Origin of the sequence: Glycomyces xiaoerkulensis, assembly GCF_002798405.1 — a bacterium.
Classification (GTDB): Bacteria; Actinomycetota; Actinomycetes; order Mycobacteriales; family Micromonosporaceae; genus Glycomyces; species Glycomyces xiaoerkulensis.
In genome coordinates this window covers 113,221-129,947 of the sequence record NZ_PGGV01000012.1, presented here as the reverse complement: position 1 = coordinate 129,947, position 16,727 = coordinate 113,221, and the positions used below count along the sequence as shown (strand labels likewise).

Sequence of the window (16,727 nt, the reverse complement as noted above, 5' to 3'; positions counted from 1 at the left end):
AGCGGATGCCGTAGAGGTGTTCGAGGGCGAGTTGGTCGAGCCGCTCGAAGGCCATCCCCTTCGCCGCCAGACCATCCACATCCACCCGGAGATCCTTGAGGTCGGCGGCGGTCTCACCCTCGGCCAACGTCGGCACCGCGAGTTGGTCGACCCGCGCGGCCGCCAGCGCCTCCCGCACCTCCGGATCGGCACGGAACGCCCTGACCTTCTCGCGCAGGATCTTGTAATTGCGCATACACGCCGCCGCCGAGACCCACACCCCGTCGTCGTCCTCGGTCCGCGGCGGCTTGAAATCGAAATGGATCGGCCCCGAATACTGCCCGGCCGCGATCCCCTCCTCGACCGCATCCACCGCCCAGAACGCACCGCCCACATTCCCGGCACCGAACCGCAGATCCTGGTCATACCGCGGACCGGTCTGCCCGTTCAAATCGATGTGGTACAGCTTGCCCTGCCACAGCGCCTGCCGCACCCCGGCCGCATAATCCAGCCCGGCCATCTCCTCATGACCCACCTCCGGATTGATCCCCACCAACTCCGGACGCTCCAACCGGCCGATGAAGGCCAGCGCGTGCCCGATCGTCGGCAGCAGGATATGCCCCCGCGGCTCGTTGGGCTTCGGCTCGATCGCGAACCGGATATCATAACCCCGCTCGGTGACGTAGTCGCCGAGCACGTCGAAGGCCTCCTTGAGACGGGCCATGGCCGACTGCACGTCCTTGGCCCCACCGGACTCGGCCCCCTCCCGGCCGCCCCAGCACACATAGACCTTCGCGCCCAGCTCGGCGGCCAGGTCCAGATTCCGCATCACCTTCGCGATGGCCAACCGGCGCACGTCCCGGTCGTTGTGGGTGAAGGCCCCGTCCTTGAACACCGGATGGGAGAACAGGTTCGTCGTCGCCGTGGTCACCTTCAGGCCCGTCTCCTCCAGGGCCTTGCGGAAGGCGCCGATCCGCTCCTCGCGGTCGGACTCGGAGGCGTCGAAGTCGAACACGTCGTTGTCGTGGAAGTTGACCCCGTAGGCCCCGATCTCGGCCAGCTTCCGCACCGCCCGCTCGGCCGGCATCGGCGCCCGCGTACCCGGACCGAACACATCCTGCGCCGGCCAACCCACCGTCCAAACCCCAAACGAGAATTTATCTTCCGGCACCGGTGCGTACTTGTCACTCATGATGCTTCGTCCTTTGCTCACTGGTGTGACGCCCAGGAGGATGTCTCGCTCCTGAGCGTCGAATACTGCTCGGACACAGCAGCCGCGGCCTTGCCGGTGCTGGCACCGCTGAACTGCGCCGTGTCACCAACGATCCACTGTGGTGGCGCTGCTTCGCCCGACAGCGCCCAGGCGGCCTGCTTGGCCGCTCCGAGCGCCACGTACTCGGCGGTGGGAGGGACTTCCACGTCTACACCGAAGACCGACGGGGCGATCTCGCGGACGGCCTCGGAGGCCGAGGCGCCCCCGATGAGGAGGACGCGCCGGGCCTCCAGGCCCTGGGCGTCGACGGCGGCGATGCCGTCGGCCAGCGCCGAGAGCATCCCTTCCACCGCGGCGCGGGCCAGGTCGGCGCGGGTGGCGCGGGTCGTCAGCCCGCTCATGACCCCGCTGGCGTTCGGGCGGTTCGGGGTCCGTTCGCCGTCGAGGTAGGGCAGGAGTGTAAGGCCGCCGGCCCCCGGTTCGGCGTCGAGTGCGAGCGCATCGAATTCGGCGTGGTCGACCCCGAGCAGGTTGCGGAAGGTGTCGAGCACGCGGGCGGCGTTGAGGGTCGTCACCAGCGGCAGGAATCTCCCGGTGGCGTCGGCGAAGCCGGCGACCTGGCCGGAGGGGTCGGCCGCGCGGACGTCGGAGACGCCGAAGACGGTGCCGGAGGTGCCCAGGGAGACGACGACGTCGCCGGGTTCGAGTCCGAGGCCGAGCGCGGCTCCGGCGTTGTCGCCGGTGCCGGGTGCGACCGCGGCGCCCCACGGGGTGCGGCCGACGATCTCGCTCGGTGCGGCCACCCGTGGAAGGGCGGCGTCGTGGCCGAGGGCCCCGGTGAGTTTGCGGCGCAGGTACTCCCCCGTGTTCGGCGACCAGTAGCCGGTGCCGGAGGCGTCGGAGCGGTCGGTGGCCGCCTCGCTCGCCTTCGCGCCGCGCAGTTTCATCGAGAGCCAGTCGTGCGGGAGCATGACCGAGCTGACGCGGCGGGCGTTCTCGGGTTCGTGCTCGGCGAGCCAGGCGAGCTTGGTGGCGGTGAAGGAGGCGACCGGGACCAGACCGGTCTCTTCGGCCCAGGCTTCGGGCCCGCCGTCTTCGGCGGTGAGCCGCTCGGCCTGGGGGGCCGAGCGGGTGTCGTTCCACAGCAGGGCCGGGCGGACGACCTCGTCGTTCTCGTCGAGGGCGACCATCCCGTGCTGCTGGCCGGCGACGGCGACGGCCTCGGCGCGTTCGAGGAGGCCCTCGCCGGCCTGCTGGAGGGCGTCCCACCAGTGGTCGGGGTGGCACTCGGTGCCGTCCGGGTGGGGGGCCTTGCCGGAGTCGATGAGCGCTCCGGTGTCGGCGTCTACCAATAGGACTTTCGTGGATTGCGTCGAGGAGTCGATCCCCGCTACTAGAGCCATGCGTTCTCTCCGGTCCGTGGCGAGGCGGCGCGACTGCGGATGTGGGTCATCTACGCTCCAGCTTCACCGATTCGGGCTTGCCAACGACATCGATGGTGTTCACCTTAGTGATGTCGGCGGGCCCGGTGGCCGCGAGGGTGACGATAGTTTCGCCCGAAACTTTCAGAACGGTGTCGCCGTCGACGTCGGACAGGGTGGTCCCCTCGGTCGGGGCGCCCCAGACCTCGAGCGTGATCGCCTCGAACGGCTCCTCGCCGATCGTCTCGCCCGGTTCGACGCGCGGGATGATCGCGCCGTAGCGGACGAACAGCGGGAACGTCTCCAGCCCGTGCTCGGTGTCGAAGTAGCGGCCGCCCTCGAGCACCTCCTTGGTCCAGTAGTCGATCCACTTCCCGGCGGGCAGGTAGACCTTCCGCCGGCCCGAGGGATCGTTGACCGGGGCGACCAGCAGGTCGGTCCCGAGCCGGTACTCCTGGTCGGCGCTCCAGGCGACCGGGTCGCCGGGCGTGTCGACCGCCAGCGCGCGCAGCATCGGCTCGCCGGTCCGCGCCGAGCGGACCGCGGCGGTGTACAGGTACGGGGCCAGCGAATAGCGGAGTTTGAGCGAGTCGACCGCGAGCCGCTCGGCCCGCTCGGAGAACTCCCAGGGCTCGCGGGTGGTGGTGCCGTGGTAGCGCAGCAGCGGCGAGAGCGCCCCGAACTGGGCCCAGCGGACGTACAGGTCGTCGGTGGGCGTGCCGTTGAAGCCGCCGGTGTCGTGCGACCAGAACGGGACGCCGGACAGGCCGTGGGACAGCCCGCCGCGGATGGTGCCGCCCAGGCCGGCCCAGGTGGTCTGGACGTCGCCGGACCACTGCGCCGAATGGCGCTGGCCGCCGAGGTAGGACGAGCGGGCCCACACCAGGTCGTAGCCGTGGATCTCGCGGGTCACCTCGCACACGGCGTCGTTGTACAGCAGGGTGTAGACGTTGTGCAGCTCGGTGCCGGTCATGCCGTTGTGCGCGACCGCGTCGGCTGGGACGCCCTCGGCGAAGTCGGTCTTGTACAGCGCCGCGCCGGTGTTCAGGGGGGCCCGCAGCAGGTCCTTCCACCATTCGGCCGCTTCGGGGTTGGTGAAGTCGACGATGCCGCTGGCCTCGTGCGAGCCGTTCCAGACGTCGGCGACGTAGGTCTCGCCCTCGGCGTTCTTGAGGAAGTAGCCCTTCCGGGAGGCCTCGTCGAACAGCGGTGATTTGTGGGAGATGTAGGAGTTCATCCACAGGCAGACCTTGAAGCCCTGTTCGGTCAGGTCGGCGAGCATCTGCTCGGGTTCGGGGAAGTTCGCCGAGTCCCACTGCATGTCGGACCAGTGCGGCTCGTGCTGCCAGAAGGTGTCGAGGTGGAGCACGTCGCAGGGGATGCCGCGTCCGCGGATCTTGGCCGCCCGGTCCATGACGCGGTCGTGGCTGTCGACGAAGAAACCCGAGGAGATCCAGGTGCCGAAGGCCCACTTGGGGGGCAGTACCGGCCGGCAGGTGAGGCGGTCGTAGCGCTCGAGGACGTCGGCCGGGGCGGGGCCGGCGATGACGAAGTACTCCATGACCTCGTCGGGGACGACGATCTCGACGGCGGAGTGGGTGGCCTGGGCCATGTCGAACTCGATCGGGGCCCCGGAGTTGACCAGGACCGCGTATCCGCGGTCGGACAGGTACATCGGGACGTTCTTGTAGGCGCGGATGGACTCGGAGCCGAAGCAGTCGAAGTTCCAGATGACCGGCCGCTGGCCGCGGGCGTTCAGGGGCGCGAAGCGCTCGCCGAAGCCGGCGAAGGCCTCGTCGGGCGGGCAGGTGAACGATTCGTGGTAGGCCGCGGCGGTGCGGGTGTCGGCGTCCTCGACCAGGGAGCGGCCGAAGGGCAGGGTGCGCAGGCGCCCGGAGATGTCGACCTCGCCGGGGTTCTGGCCGACCAGGGTCCGCCCGGAGGCGTCGGTGTACCGCAGGGACCAGTGGCCGAGGGTGGCGACGGCGCGGACGGATCCGGCGTCGACCTCGACGGTGTCGCCCTCGACTGTGACCTTCGCCCGGTCGTAGGCGCCGGCGTGGACCATCTCGATCACCCGCTCGGCGGTGGGCCGGGCGTCGGGGTCGGCCGCCAGGCGGGCGCGGACGACGCCCTCGGCGACCGCGGCGAGGTCGACGTAGAGCTCCTCGCCGGCGGAGGTGGCGGCCTTGAGCAGGACCGACGCGGGGCCGGTCTCGACGACCTCGGCGGATTCGACCGCCGACAGGCCCTGCTCACCGGGTGCGCGCTGCGGCAGTTCCGGAGGGTCGGCGACGAAGAACTCGCGTGCGACCAGCGGTGGGCGGTAAGGCATCGTGACTCCTGCCGTTCGGTGCTTCCTTGGTATTGCGGTCCGCGCGCGACGGAGGGTCGGCACGCGGCCACTTTAGTTTATCGACTAATCCAACAAACTGCACCAGGGGGTTTTTCTCAGAACCGGACGCCGTGGATACCAGCCTATTAGTCTGGCCTGAGACACTGGGAGAAACGAGACTTCTTAGCGAGGTGCAGAGATGTCAACCGTTCGCTCGAGCCTTTCCGACGAGAATCGCGAAATAGCCGCGGCCGCGCTGCAGGGAGCGCTGGTGGACCTCGTCGACCTGGCTCTGGTGGGCAAGCAGGCCCACTGGAACGTCTACGGCAAGAACTTCAGGTCCCTGCATCTGCAGCTCGACGAGACCGTCGCCACCGCGCGCAACGGCTCCGACGCGGTCGCCGAGCGGGCCATCGCCATCGGCGACAGCGCCGACGGCAGGGCCGCGACCGTGGCCTCGGAGTCCTCGATCCCCAAGATCGAGTCCGGCCAGATCGCCGACACCGAGGTGGTGTCGCTGTTCATCGACGCCTACACGGCGATCATCGGGAAGATGCGCGAGCGCATCGAGGCGGTGGAGTCGGCCGACCTGGTCACCCAGGACCTGCTGTTGAGCATCACCGCCGAGCTCGAAAAGCAGTCCTGGATGTTCCAGGCCGAGCACGGGTAGACGCGAAAGCGGGGCCGGAGGGACGGTGCGTCCCTCCGGCCCCGCGTGCCGTGCGGTCGGCGCTAACCGGCCGAGCAGGTCACCGACGGTTCGACCGCCGGTCCGCTTCCGATGAAGCCGAAGACCTGCTGGGTCTGGCCGGAGGCGATGCTGCCGTTCCAGCCGACGTCGGAGGCGGTCACCGACGACCCGGACTCGGTGATGTCAGCGTTCCAGGAGCTGGAGATGCCCTGGCTCCCCGGCCAGTTCCAGCTCAGGGTCCACCCGTCGGTCGGGCCGGTCACCGACACGTTGGCCTGCCAACCGGAGCCCCAGTCGTTGACCACCTCGATCACCGCCGAGCAGTCCCCGCTGGGCGGCGGGGGCTCGGTCGTCCCGGGCGGTTCGGTGGTCTCGGTGGGCGGGGGCGGCTGCGAGCCGCCGAGGGCCGCCAGGACCGCGTCGTAGGCGGGCTTGGTGCTGTAGTCGTCGTTGTACAGCAGCGGCGCGCCCTGGCCGTCGAAGGTGTCGGGCACCCACGAGTCGCCGTCGCGCAGACCCCAGACGGTCACGCCCGAGCAGTCCGCGATGTTGGTGCAGATGTTGACCACGCGCTCGAAGTCATCGGCCTGCTGCTGCAGCTCCTGCTGGCTGGCCGGCATGTCGATGCGGACGTCCAGCTCGGTGACGCGGACGTCCAGGCCCAGGTCCGCGAAGCGCTGGAGGTTCTGCTCCATGTCGCCGGGGACCTGGCCGAGGATCAGGTGGGCCTGGAAGCCCATGCCGTCGAGCAGTCCCTGGCTGGTGAGGTCCTGCGCCAACTGGTAGTAGCGGTCGGACTTGGAGTTGATGCCGTCGATCGAGTAGTCGTTCAGGTACAGGTCGGCGCCGGGATCGGCCTGGCGGGCGGCCGAGTAGGCCGTCTCGATGTAGTCCGACCCGATGCCCTGCAGCCAGAACGAGTTGCGCAGTTGGCCGTTCTCGACGACCTCGTTGGCCACGTCCCAGCTATCGACGTCGCCTTCGAAGTGGTTCATCGTGGTCGTGATGTGGTCGACCATCGCCTGCTCCATCTCGGCGCCCGAGAGGTTCTGGACCCAGTTCGGGCTCTGGCTGTGCCAGACCAGCGTGTGGCCGTGGACGGACATGTTGTTCTGCTGGGCGAACTGCACCAGCCGGTCGCCCTGCGAGAAGTCGAAGTTCCCCTGCGACGGCTGCACCGTCTCCATCTTCATGCCGTTCTCGGCGGTCACCGAATTGAACTGCTCGGAGATCACGTTCCGGTAGGTCGAGTCGTTCTGCAGCAGGTTGTCGTCGACGGCGACCCCGATGTCGATTCCCAGCGAGTCCGCTGCCGAGCGGAGCGTGGACTGCTGAGCGGTGGCGAACTGGGTCGACATCACGAACCCTGCCGCCGCCACTGAGGCGGCTATGATTCCCGCGGTCCAAGCTCGACGGCGGGTGCGAGTTTGCAACACGATTGCTCCTCATGCTTCTGCCGCGCGTGAGGGGACGAGGCACTTGTCGGTCGAGGGAGCTAGAGCGCTCCCATGAATGGACACAGCCTAGTTTACATATCGAAATACGTCAATGACGAGCGGCGCTCGCGCGCAGTTCGGGGCGGGCCGCGAGCGGCCCGCCCCGCCTCGAAACCTGCTCCTACTTGGCTACGATCGAGACCATCCGGCCGGGCACCACGATGACCTTCCGGACCTCCTTGCCGGCCACGTTGTCGGCGACCTTGCCCTCGGCCAGCGCGGCCTCCCGCACCGCCTCCTCGGCCGCGTCGGCGGCGATGTCGATGCGGGCGCGGACCTTGCCGTTGACCTGCACCGGGTAGGTGACGGTCTCCTCGACCAGGTAGCGGTCGTCGGCCACCGGGAAGTCGGCGTAGGCGATGCCGCCGGTGTGCCCCAGGCGCTCCCACAGTTCCTCGGCGATGTGCGGCGCGACCGGCGCGGCCATCAGCACCAGCGCCTCGGCCACGCTGCGCGGCACGGTGTCCAGGCCGGTGACGTGGTTGTTCAGCGTGATCAGCTTGGCGACGGCGGTGTTCATCCGCAGGTGGCCGTAGTCCTCGCGGACCCCGGCGATCGCCTTGTGCAGCTCCCGCAGGGTCTCCTCCCCCGGTTCGGCGTCGGCGACGGTCACCTCACCGGTGTCCTCGTCGACGACGTTGCGCCACAGCCGCTGCAGGAACCGGTACGAGCCGGTGATCGCGCGGGTCTCCCACGGTTTGGAGTCGGCCAGCGGGCCCATCGACATCTCGTAGACGCGGAAGGTGTCGGCCCCGTACTCGGCGCAGATGCCGTCGGGGGTGACCACGTTCTTCAGCGACTTGCCGATCTTGCCGAACTCGCGCTTGACCTTCTCGCCGCCGTGGAAGAACTCGCCGCCGCGCTCCTCGACCTCCTCGGCCGGGACGTAGGCCCCGCGCGCGTCGCTGTAGGCGGGCGCCTGGATGTAGCCCTGGTTGAACAGGCGGCGGAACGGCTCGCGGCTGGAGACGTGCCCCAGGTCGTACAGGACCTTCTGCCAGAAGCGGGCGTACAGCAGGTGCAGCACGGCGTGCTCGACGCCGCCGATGTACAGGTCCACCCCGCCGACGTCGCCGCCGTCCTGCGGCCCCATCCAGTACGACTCGTTGGCCGCCGCGGCGATCCGGTCGTCGGAGTGGGGGTCGGTGTAGCGCAGTTGGTACCAGGACGAGCCGGCCCAGTTGGGCATGGTGTTGACCTCGCGGCGGTAGGTCCGCGGCCCGTCGCCCAGGTCCAGCTCGACCTCGACCCAGTCCTTGGCCCGGCCCAGCGGCGGTTCGGGCGCGGTGTCGGCGTCCTCGGCTCCGAAGGTCTTGGGCGAGAAGTCGTCCATCTGCGGCAGCTCGACCGGCAATTGGTCCTCCGGCAGCGCCACCGGCAGGCCGGACTCGTCGTAGACGATCGGGAACGGCTCGCCCCAGTAGCGCTGGCGGCTGAACAGCCAGTCGCGCAGCCGGTAGTTGACGGCGGCCTCGCCGCGGCCGTGCTCGGCCAGCCAGGCGTTGATGCGCTCCTTGGCCTCGGGGACCTTCAGTCCGTCCAGGAAGTCGGAGTTGACGCAGGTGCCGTTGACGTTGTCGGTGTAGGCGGATTCGCCGTCCCACTCCTCCTCGCCGGCCACGACCTGCCGGATCGGGATGTCGAAGGCCTTGGCGAAGGCGAAGTCCCGCTGGTCGTGGGCGGGCACGGCCATGATCGCGCCGGTGCCGTAGCCGGCCAGCACGTAGTCGGCGATGAACACCGGGACGTTCTCGCCGTTGACCGGGTTGGTGGCGTAGCCGCCGGTGAACACGCCGGTCTTGACCTTGGCGTCGGCCTGGCGCTCCACATCGGTCTTGGCGGCGGCCTCGTGCCGGTAGGCGGTGACGGCCTCGGCGGGCGTGGCGTGGCCGCCGGTCCAGGACTCGGGGATGCCGGCCGGCCAGGTCTCGGCCGTCAGCGAGTCGACCAGTTCGTGCTCGGGGGCCAGGACCATGTAGGTGGCGCCGAACAGCGTGTCGGGCCGGGTGGTGAACACGCGGATGTCGCCGGCGTAGGTCGCGAAGTCGGCGTAGGCGCCGGTGGACTTACCGATCCAGTTGCGCTGCATCGCCTTCAGCGACTCGAACCAGTCCAGGTCGTCCAGGTCGCGCAGCAGGCGGTCGGAGTAGGCGGTGATGCGCAGCATCCACTGCTTCAGGGTCCGGGTGTAGACCGGGAAGTTGCCGCGCTCGGACTTGCCCTCGGCGGTGACCTCTTCGTTGGACAGGACCGTGCCCAGGCCCGGGCACCAGTTCACCGGCGCCTCGGTCACGTACGCCAGGCGGTGGCCGTCGACGATGCGGCGGCGCTCGACCTCGCTCAGCTCCGACCACGGGCGCCCGTCGGGGGTGCCCCGCTCACCGGACTCGAAGGCCGCGATCAGGTCGCCGATCGGCCTGGCCTTGTCGGCCTCGGTGTCGTAGTAGGAGTTGAAGATCTGCAGGAAGATCCACTGGGTCCACTTGAAGAAGTCCGGGTCGGTGGTGGCGAATTCGCGGCGCGTGTCGTAGCCCATGCCCAGGCGGCGCAACTGGTCGCGGTAGCGGTCGATGTTCTCGGCGGTGATCTCGGCCGGCTGGCGGCCGGTGGCGACCGCGTACTGCTCGGTGGGCAGGCCGAACGCGTCGTAGCCCATCGGGTGCAGCACGTTGTAGCCGGCCATGCGCAGGTAGCGCGAGTACACGTCGGTGGCGATGTACCCCAGCGGGTGCCCGACGTGCAGTCCCGCCCCCGACGGGTACGGGAACATGTCCATCACGAACTGCTTGGGGGCTCCGGCCCGCGGGTGGTCGGGTTCGGCCAGTTCGCCGGCGGGGTTGGCGGACCGGAAGGTCTGCTCGGCCTCCCAGCGTTCCTGCCAGCGCGGCTCGATCCGGTTGGCCAGGCGGGCGTCGTAGCGGTGTCTCGGTTCGGTCATCGGGTCATCCTGTGGCTCGTGCTTGCTTCGGTTCTGGTCGGCGTCCGGCGGGATTCCGGCCCCAGACAGCAAAAAACCCCTGCATAGCAGGGGCGCCGTGCTGAGGTCGGTTCAGCACGGCTACGTAAGAAGCAGCTCGAAACGCCGAGGCATACCGTTAGTGTAACCGATGCCGGCAAGTCCGGTCCGGGCCAATCGGCGGTGCGGGCGCACTGGGCACACCCGAGTACGATTGCTGACAAGCGACAATCGCGGCGCGGTTCATCACACCCTCAGAGAAGTCTCCCGTGGAGGACCATTGGCATTCGACTCATCCCCAGCGCAGCCGCCCCAGGCGCCGCCGCCGTCGAATCCGCAGGAGTTCAAGGCCACCGCCGAGGCGGTGCTGACCAATGTCGAATGGGTCATCGAGGGCAAGGCCCAGACGATCCGCCTGGCGCTGGCGGTGATGCTCGCCGAGGGCCACCTGCTGCTCGAGGACGTGCCGGGGGTGGGCAAGACGCAGCTCGCCAAGGCGCTGGCGCGGTCGGTCGACTGCTCGGTGCGACGCATCCAGTTCACCCCGGACCTGCTGCCGTCGGACGTGACCGGGGTGAGCGTGTTCGACCCCGAGAAGCGCGACTTCGTGTTCAAGCCCGGCGCGGTGTTCGGCAACCTGATCCTCGGCGACGAGATCAACCGGGCCAGCCCCAAGACGCAGGCGGCGCTGCTGGAGTGCATGGAGGAGCGCCAGGTCACCATCGACGGCAACACCTACCGGCTGCGCAGCCCGTTCATGGTCATCGCCACCCAGAACCCGGTCGAGATGGAGGGCACCTACCCGCTGCCGGAAGCGCAGCGCGACCGGTTCGCCGCGCGCCTGGCAATCGGTTACCCGGATGTGAACGCCGAAATGGCGATGCTCGACCACCGCGGCGAGTACAACCCGCTCGAGTCGCTCCAGCCGGTGTGCAACGGCGAGGCGATCGTGCGGATGATCGCCACCGCCCGGGCGGTGCATGTATCGCCGGAATTGAAGCGGTACGCGGTGGACCTGGTGAACGCGACGCGGTCGAACGCGCAGGTGAGGTTGGGTGCGAGCCCTCGGGCGACGCTGCAGTTGCTGCGGTGCGCCCAGGTGCTGGCGGCGATGGACGGGCGGGAGTTCGCGCTGCCCGACGACGTCCAGCAGTTGGCGGTGCCGGTGCTGGCGCACCGGTTGATCCCGACCACCGAGACCACGATGGGCGGGGGTGACACCACGGGGGTCGTGGCCGACATCCTGCGGCACGTGCCGGTGGTCTCCCGGATGGGGAGGTTCTAGCGTTGAGTCTCACCGGTCGCGGCAAGACCCTGCTGGCGGTGAGCGCCGCGGTGGGGCTGATCGCGCTGGTGGTGGGCGAGGGCGACCTGCTGCGCGCGGCGATGCTGGCGGCGGTCGCGCCGATCGGCGGGCTGGTGATGCTGCGGTGGACGCGCCCGGACCTGGAGTCGAACCGGGTGCTCAACCCCGGCCAGGTCGAGGCGGGGCAGCCGACGCAGGTGCGACTGGGCATCCGGAACACCGGCCGGCGGCGCCCGCCGGCGCTGATGCTGGAGGACCGCATCCCCTACCGGCTGGGCAATCGGCCGCGGCTGGTGCTCGAGCGGCTGGCACCGGGGTCGCGCAGCGTCGTGAACTACACGATCACGCCGGGCTCCCGCGGGGCCTACAAGCTGGGGCCGCTGCTGGTGCGGTGCTCGGACCCGTTCGGGCTGGCGGTGACCCATCAGGAGTTCCCGGTCACCACCCAGTTGGTGGTCACCCCGCGCACCGAGCGGCTGCCGAGCCTCAAACTGCCCGGCGGCGCGGGCCTGACCTCGGGCGAGTCGCAGGCGCAGGCGGTGGCGATCACCGGGGACGACGACATCGCCGTGCGCGAGTACCGGAACGGCGACGACCTGCGGCGGGTCCACTGGAAGGCCAGCGCGCACCGCGGCGAGCTGATGGTGCGGCGCGAGGAGCAGCCGTGGGAGAACGCGGCGGCGGTCCTGCTGGACCTGCGGCGCGGGGCCCACCGGGGCGAGGGCGACCTGTCGAGCCTGGAGTGGATGGTCGGGGCCGCGGCGTCGGCGACGGTGCGGCTGGCGCGCGACGGGATGTCGCCGCGCCTGGTCACCTCCCACGCCGAGTTCGAGTGCCACCGGAGCGACTACTCGGCGACGCTGCGGTACCTGGCGACGGTGACCGCGGCCCGGGACGCCCCGCTCAGTCACATGATGGAGCAGACCAAGCGGCACCGGTCCGCGGCGGGCGTGGTGGCGTTCCTGGGACACCTGACCCCTGAGGAGGCGGCCGTGCTGGGGCCGCTGACCAAGCGCGGCGGGCACTGCGTGGCGATGGTGCTCGACCCGACCCGGTGGGGTCCGCCCCACCGCGAGGGCGACCCCCGGGAGCAGGCGTTCGCCGAGCAGCACCGCCGGGCCGCCGCGGCGCTGATGAGCGCCGGCTGGCAGGTGTTCCCGGTCGTCAGCGGCCTCGAGCTGCGGCACGTGTGGACCCGGCTGGCGCTGTGGAAGGCGGCGATGGCATGAGCGGGCAGCGACACGCGACCCTGGTCGCGGCGGCGAGCCTGGCGCTGACGCTGACGCCGCTGCTGGGGGTCTTCACCGGCATCGGCTGGACGGTGCCGGTGCTGCTGACGGTCGCGGTCGTGTCGACGGCCGCTTCGCTGATCCGCGCGGCCGGACGGGGCCAGGGCCTCCAGACCCTGGCGATGGTCGCGGCGCTGACGGCGGTGATGACCGCGGCGTTCAACGGCGGCACCGCGGTCCTGTTCGTCATACCCACGCTCGACACCTTCGCGTTCTGGCTGACGACGATCAACGGCGGGATCAACGACATCATCACGCTGGCCCCTCCGGTCGCGGCCGAGGACGGGATCCTGTTCCTGACCATGCTCGGGGTGGGGATCGTGGCGATCCTGCACGACATGTTCATCGTGGGGCTGCGCACCCCGGCCCTGTCGGGCCTGACGCTGCTGACGATGTACCTCGTGCCGGTCTCGGTCGCTCCGGAGGCGACCGCCTGGTTCTGGTTCGTGCTGCCGGCGGCGGCCTACCTGTGGATCCTCGGCGACGACAACCTGCGGCGCGTCTCGCGATTCGGGCACCGCTTCACCGGCCAGGGCCGGCTGGTGGGGCCGCGGTTCCCCTCGCCGCTGGCGGGCACCGCCCGCACGAGCGGGGCGCTGTTCATCACCGCCACCCTGATGCTGCTGGCGGTGATCCCCACCAACACCTCCGGCCTGGTCGACCAGGTCGCCGAGGGGTACGGCGGCGGGGGCGGCCCCGGCGGCGGCGACCTCGGCGCGGTCGACCCCTGGGCGAAGCTGTACGGGCAGCTCAACCGGCCCGACCCGATCGACGTCGCCCGCATCACCACCGACCGGAGTTCGCCGGGCTACCTGCGGATGCACGTCTCCGATTTCCTCGACCCCGAGCGCGGGTTCGGACCGTCCCAATGGGAACAGGAGGACCTGGCGCCGCTGGGTTCGCTCCAGTACACCGGCGGTGAGGTCTACGAGGCGACCGTGGAGGTGCTGGATCTGCCCGACCCGGTCGCGCCGGTCTACGGCAGGCCCGTGGAGGTCGACTTGAACGACGACTGGGGGGTCCTGCCCGACCTGAACGTCGTCGGCAGCCGGCGCACCGGCCTGGACTCGGTCGAGTCCTACTCGTTCTCCTTCACCGACCCCGAATTCGACGCGAGCGTCCTGAACGCGACCGATCCGCTGCCCGAGGACGACCCGCTCCGGGAGCGCAACACCGCCCACCCCGAGGGCTTCACCGAGCTGGACTCCTACCTCGAGGAGGCGCTCGGCGAGGCCGAGACCGACTTCGAGAAGGTCCTGGCGGTGCAGGACTACCTCTCGCCGACCAACGGCTTCAGCTACAGCACGGCGACCGAGAACAGCGGCGACCAATCGGTGATCGTCGACTTCCTGGAGAACAAGCAGGGCTTCTGCCAGCAGTACGCCACCGCCATGGCCTGGATGCTGCGGGCCGCCGACGTCCCCTCCCGGGTCGTCATCGGTCTCACCCGGGGCACCCGCGAGGGCGACGAGTGGGTGGTGAGCAGCGACGACTACCACGCCTGGGTCGAGGTGTACTTCGACGGCCCCGGCTGGGTGCCGTTCGACCCGACCCCGTCCACGGGCGTGTCCGGTTCGGTGCCGTTCGATTGGGAGGAGGAGCCCGATCCCGACACCGACTCCGAGGACCCGGACGATGCCGGCGCGACCGACCGGCCCGATGCGACCGACCGGCCGAACGAGGAACCGACCCTCCCCGGCCAGGAGGACCCCGGCGAGACCGACGAGACCGCCGGCGCCGACGACCGGGCGGGCCCGGGACCGCTCGGATTCGATCCCGCGTGGCTGGCGCTGGCGCTGCTGGTGCCACTGCCGTTCGTGCCGGCGCTGTGGCGGGCCGGGATGCGCCGCGCCCGGCTGCGCCCGGGGCGCGTCACCGCCCTCGGCGCCTGGGACGAGACGCTCGACCTCGCCGCCGACTACGGGGTGGCGCTGAACGATTCGCTGACACCGAAGCAGACGGCCGCCGCGCTGGCCGCGGCCGCTCCGGACGCGGCGGCACCGGCCGAGGCGCTCGCCTCGGCGGTGGCCGTCCACCGGTACTCGGGGCGCGGGGCCGACACCGGGCCCCTGCCGGAGGCGGTCACGGACCTGCACCGGGCGCTCGACAAGAGCGTCCACCCCCGACGGCGGCTCCGGGCGCTGTTCTGGCCGGCGTCGCTGGCCTACCGGTTCGCCGCAGCGCAGGCCCGCGGCGCCTCCCGCGTCGGCCGACTGCGGTCCAAGATGTCCTGGCGGCGTTCGAACGCCCGCGGCGACGGCGCTGTCACAGGCCGCCCGTAATCTGGACGCTGTGTTTGAGAGCGGAGCGAGCGACGGCTTCTCGCAGCCCACGCTCGACAGCCTGGGCACCCCGCTGTCCGAAGTGACCTTCTGCGTGGTGGACCTGGAGACCACCGGACTGGCGGCGGACGCCTGCGGCATCACCGAGATCGGCGCGGTGAAGGTCAAGGGCGGCCAGATCCTCGGAGAGTTCAGCACCCTCGTCAACCCCGGCGAGCCGATCGACCCGCGCGTCACCCGCCTGACCGGCATCACCGACGGCATGGTCGCCGACGCCCCCGACATCGGGACCGTCCTGCCGATGTTCCTCGAATTCGCCTCGGGGGCCACGCTCGTGGCCCACAACGCCGGGTTCGACATCGGGTTCCTCCGCCACGCCTGCGACCTCTGCGGCACGCGCTGGCCGCGCCCGCCCGTGGTCGACACGGTCGTGCTGGCGCGGCGGCTGACCGAGAAGAACGAGCTCCCCAACCGCCGGCTCGGGACGCTCGCCAGGTTCTTCGGGTCCGAAGTGCGGCCCAGCCACCGGGCCCTGGACGACGCGCAGGCCACCGTCGTGGTCCTGCACGGGCTCATCGAGCGCGCCTCCGGGCACGGCGTGGTGACCGACGCCGACCTCGCCGAGCTGTGCCGCGCCATCCCTTCCGAACTGCAGCGGCGCAAGCGCCACCTCGCCGACGGGCTGCCGCACGTGCCGGGCGTGTACATTTTCCGCGACGCCGACGACCGGGCGCTCTACATCGGGGTCTCAGTGGACGTGGCCGCGCGGGTCCGCAGCTACTTCTCGGCCGCCGAGCAGCGGCGGCGGCTGCGCGACATGATCGCCTCGGCCGAGCGGGTCGAGGTCGTCGAGTGCGCGCACCGCCTCGAGGCCGGCGTGGCCGAGCTGCGGCTGATCAGCGGCGGCAAGCCGCCCTACAACCGGGCCGCGAAATACCCCGAGCACCGCAGTTGGGTCCGGTTGACCGACGAGCCGTACCCGCGGCTGACGATCTCCCGCAAGCCGCCCGCGCCCGGAGAGCCGCGGCTGGGCCCGTCCTCGGGCGCGCAGGCGCAGGCCGCCATCGACGCCATCGAGGCGGCCCTGCCGATCCGGCAGTGCAGGACCCGCCTCTCCCCCAGGCGGAAGTCCTCCTCCTGCCTCCTCGGCGAGATCGGGCGCTGCCCCGAGCCGTGCCGCCACCGGATCGGCCTCGATGAGTACGGCCGCATCGCCCTCGAGACGGCCGGGGCGATGGACGGCGACCCGACCCCGGTGGCCGAGGCCGTGATCGGGCGGCTGGCCGAACTGTCCGAGGCCGAGCGGTTCGAAAGCGCCGCCTCCAAACGCGACCAGTTGGCGGCGTTCCTCGCGCTGGCCGCCGCCACGCAGCGGATCCGGGCGCTGGTCGCGGCCGGGGAGATCGTCGCCGCCGGACGCGCTCGAGGCGGCGGCTGGGAGATCGCGGTGATCCGCCACGGCGTCCTGGCCGGCTCGACCCGCACTCCCCCGCGCGCCGACCCCATGCCGCTGATCGAGCAGTGCCGCCGGACCTCGCGGACCGTCGAACCGGCCCGCGACGTCACCGACGCCGCGCACGCGGCCGAAGCGAGGCTCCTGCTCGAATGGCTCGCCCGGCCCGAGGTCCGGCTGGTGTCGATCGAGGACGAATGGGCCTGCCCGATCGACGGCGCCGAGCGGTGGACCGGAGCGATCACCGCCTCGTAGACCGGATTCGAAACGAGTGCCGAAATCCGACAGTGGCAAGTGTCGATTCTC

The 16,727-nt window shown here is 70.6% G+C and carries 10 protein-coding genes; 5 read left to right on the top strand and 5 right to left on the bottom strand.

Annotation, left to right across the window (positions count from 1 at the left end; genetic code table 11):
• The 3 genes from xylA to CUT39_RS03825 all read right to left on the bottom strand — a co-directional run.
• A partial coding sequence (xylA, locus tag CUT39_RS03835; RefSeq protein ID WP_100444652.1) for a xylose isomerase occupies window positions 1-1,171 on the bottom strand: 1,171 nt, incomplete at its 3' end.
• A 17-nt stretch (window positions 1,172-1,188) separates the two neighbouring features.
• A complete protein-coding gene (gene xylB / locus CUT39_RS03830; RefSeq protein WP_100444644.1) occupies window positions 1,189-2,595 on the bottom strand; it encodes a xylulokinase in 1,407 nt (468 codons plus the stop codon).
• Window positions 2,596-2,641: 46 nt separating this feature from the next.
• Window positions 2,642-4,948, bottom strand: coding sequence for a TIM-barrel domain-containing protein (locus CUT39_RS03825; protein WP_100444643.1), 2,307 nt, complete (start codon window positions 4,946-4,948; stop codon window positions 2,642-2,644).
• A 199-nt stretch (window positions 4,949-5,147) separates the two neighbouring features.
• Here CUT39_RS03825 and CUT39_RS03820 point away from each other — a divergent pair, with 199 nt between their 5' ends.
• Window positions 5,148-5,618 (top strand): Dps family protein, encoded by a 471-nt coding sequence (locus CUT39_RS03820; RefSeq protein ID WP_100444642.1) that lies wholly within the window; start codon window positions 5,148-5,150, stop codon window positions 5,616-5,618.
• 62 nt (window positions 5,619-5,680) lie between these two features.
• Here CUT39_RS03820 and CUT39_RS03815 read toward each other — a convergent pair whose 3' ends face one another.
• Window positions 5,681-6,997 (bottom strand): endo-1,4-beta-xylanase, encoded by a 1,317-nt coding sequence (locus CUT39_RS03815; protein ID WP_157930463.1) that lies wholly within the window; start codon window positions 6,995-6,997, stop codon window positions 5,681-5,683.
• Between the two features lie 259 nt (window positions 6,998-7,256).
• Entirely contained in the window at window positions 7,257-10,073 is a 2,817-nt protein-coding gene (gene leuS / locus CUT39_RS03810; RefSeq protein ID WP_100444640.1) for a leucine--tRNA ligase, read from the bottom strand.
• Between the two features lie 298 nt (window positions 10,074-10,371).
• Between leuS and CUT39_RS03805 the strand changes: the two genes are divergently transcribed.
• Genes CUT39_RS03805 through CUT39_RS03790 form a run of 4 tightly spaced genes read left to right on the top strand, consistent with a single transcriptional unit; the run spans window position 10,372 to window position 16,676 of the window.
• Window positions 10,372-11,376 carry an AAA family ATPase gene (locus CUT39_RS03805; protein WP_232805569.1) on the top strand — a complete coding sequence of 335 codons (1,005 nt, stop codon included), beginning with the start codon at window positions 10,372-10,374 and terminating at the stop codon, window positions 11,374-11,376.
• 2 nt (window positions 11,377-11,378) lie between these two features.
• On the top strand, window positions 11,379-12,626 hold the full coding sequence (locus CUT39_RS03800) for a DUF58 domain-containing protein (RefSeq protein WP_100444638.1): 1,248 nt from the start codon (window positions 11,379-11,381) through the stop codon (window positions 12,624-12,626).
• Window positions 12,623-14,968: a transglutaminase family protein gene (locus CUT39_RS03795; RefSeq protein WP_100444637.1), complete on the top strand. Its 2,346-nt coding sequence runs from the start codon at window positions 12,623-12,625 to the stop codon at window positions 14,966-14,968. Before CUT39_RS03800 ends, CUT39_RS03795 begins: the two co-directional genes overlap by 4 nt.
• Window positions 14,969-14,978: 10 nt before the next feature.
• On the top strand, window positions 14,979-16,676 hold the full coding sequence (locus tag CUT39_RS03790) for a DEDD exonuclease domain-containing protein (RefSeq protein ID WP_100444636.1): 1,698 nt from the start codon (window positions 14,979-14,981) through the stop codon (window positions 16,674-16,676).
• Window positions 16,677-16,727: the final 51 nt, after the last annotated feature.

What these genes read in the sequence shown, in the direction of transcription:
- xylB (WP_100444644.1), bottom strand. Translation starts at nt 2,595, where the DNA reads ATGGCTCTAGTAGCGGGGATCGACTCCTCGACGCAATCCACGAAAGTC.
- CUT39_RS03825 (WP_100444643.1), bottom strand. Translation starts at nt 4,948, where the DNA reads ATGCCTTACCGCCCACCGCTGGTCGCACGCGAGTTCTTCGTCGCCGAC.
- CUT39_RS03820 (WP_100444642.1), top strand. Translation starts at nt 5,148, where the DNA reads ATGTCAACCGTTCGCTCGAGCCTTTCCGACGAGAATCGCGAAATAGCC.
- CUT39_RS03815 (WP_157930463.1), bottom strand. Translation starts at nt 6,997, where the DNA reads ATGTCGACCCAGTTCGCCACCGCTCAGCAGTCCACGCTCCGCTCGGCA.
- leuS (WP_100444640.1), bottom strand. Translation starts at nt 10,073, where the DNA reads ATGACCGAACCGAGACACCGCTACGACGCCCGCCTGGCCAACCGGATC.
- CUT39_RS03795 (WP_100444637.1), top strand. Translation starts at nt 12,623, where the DNA reads ATGAGCGGGCAGCGACACGCGACCCTGGTCGCGGCGGCGAGCCTGGCG.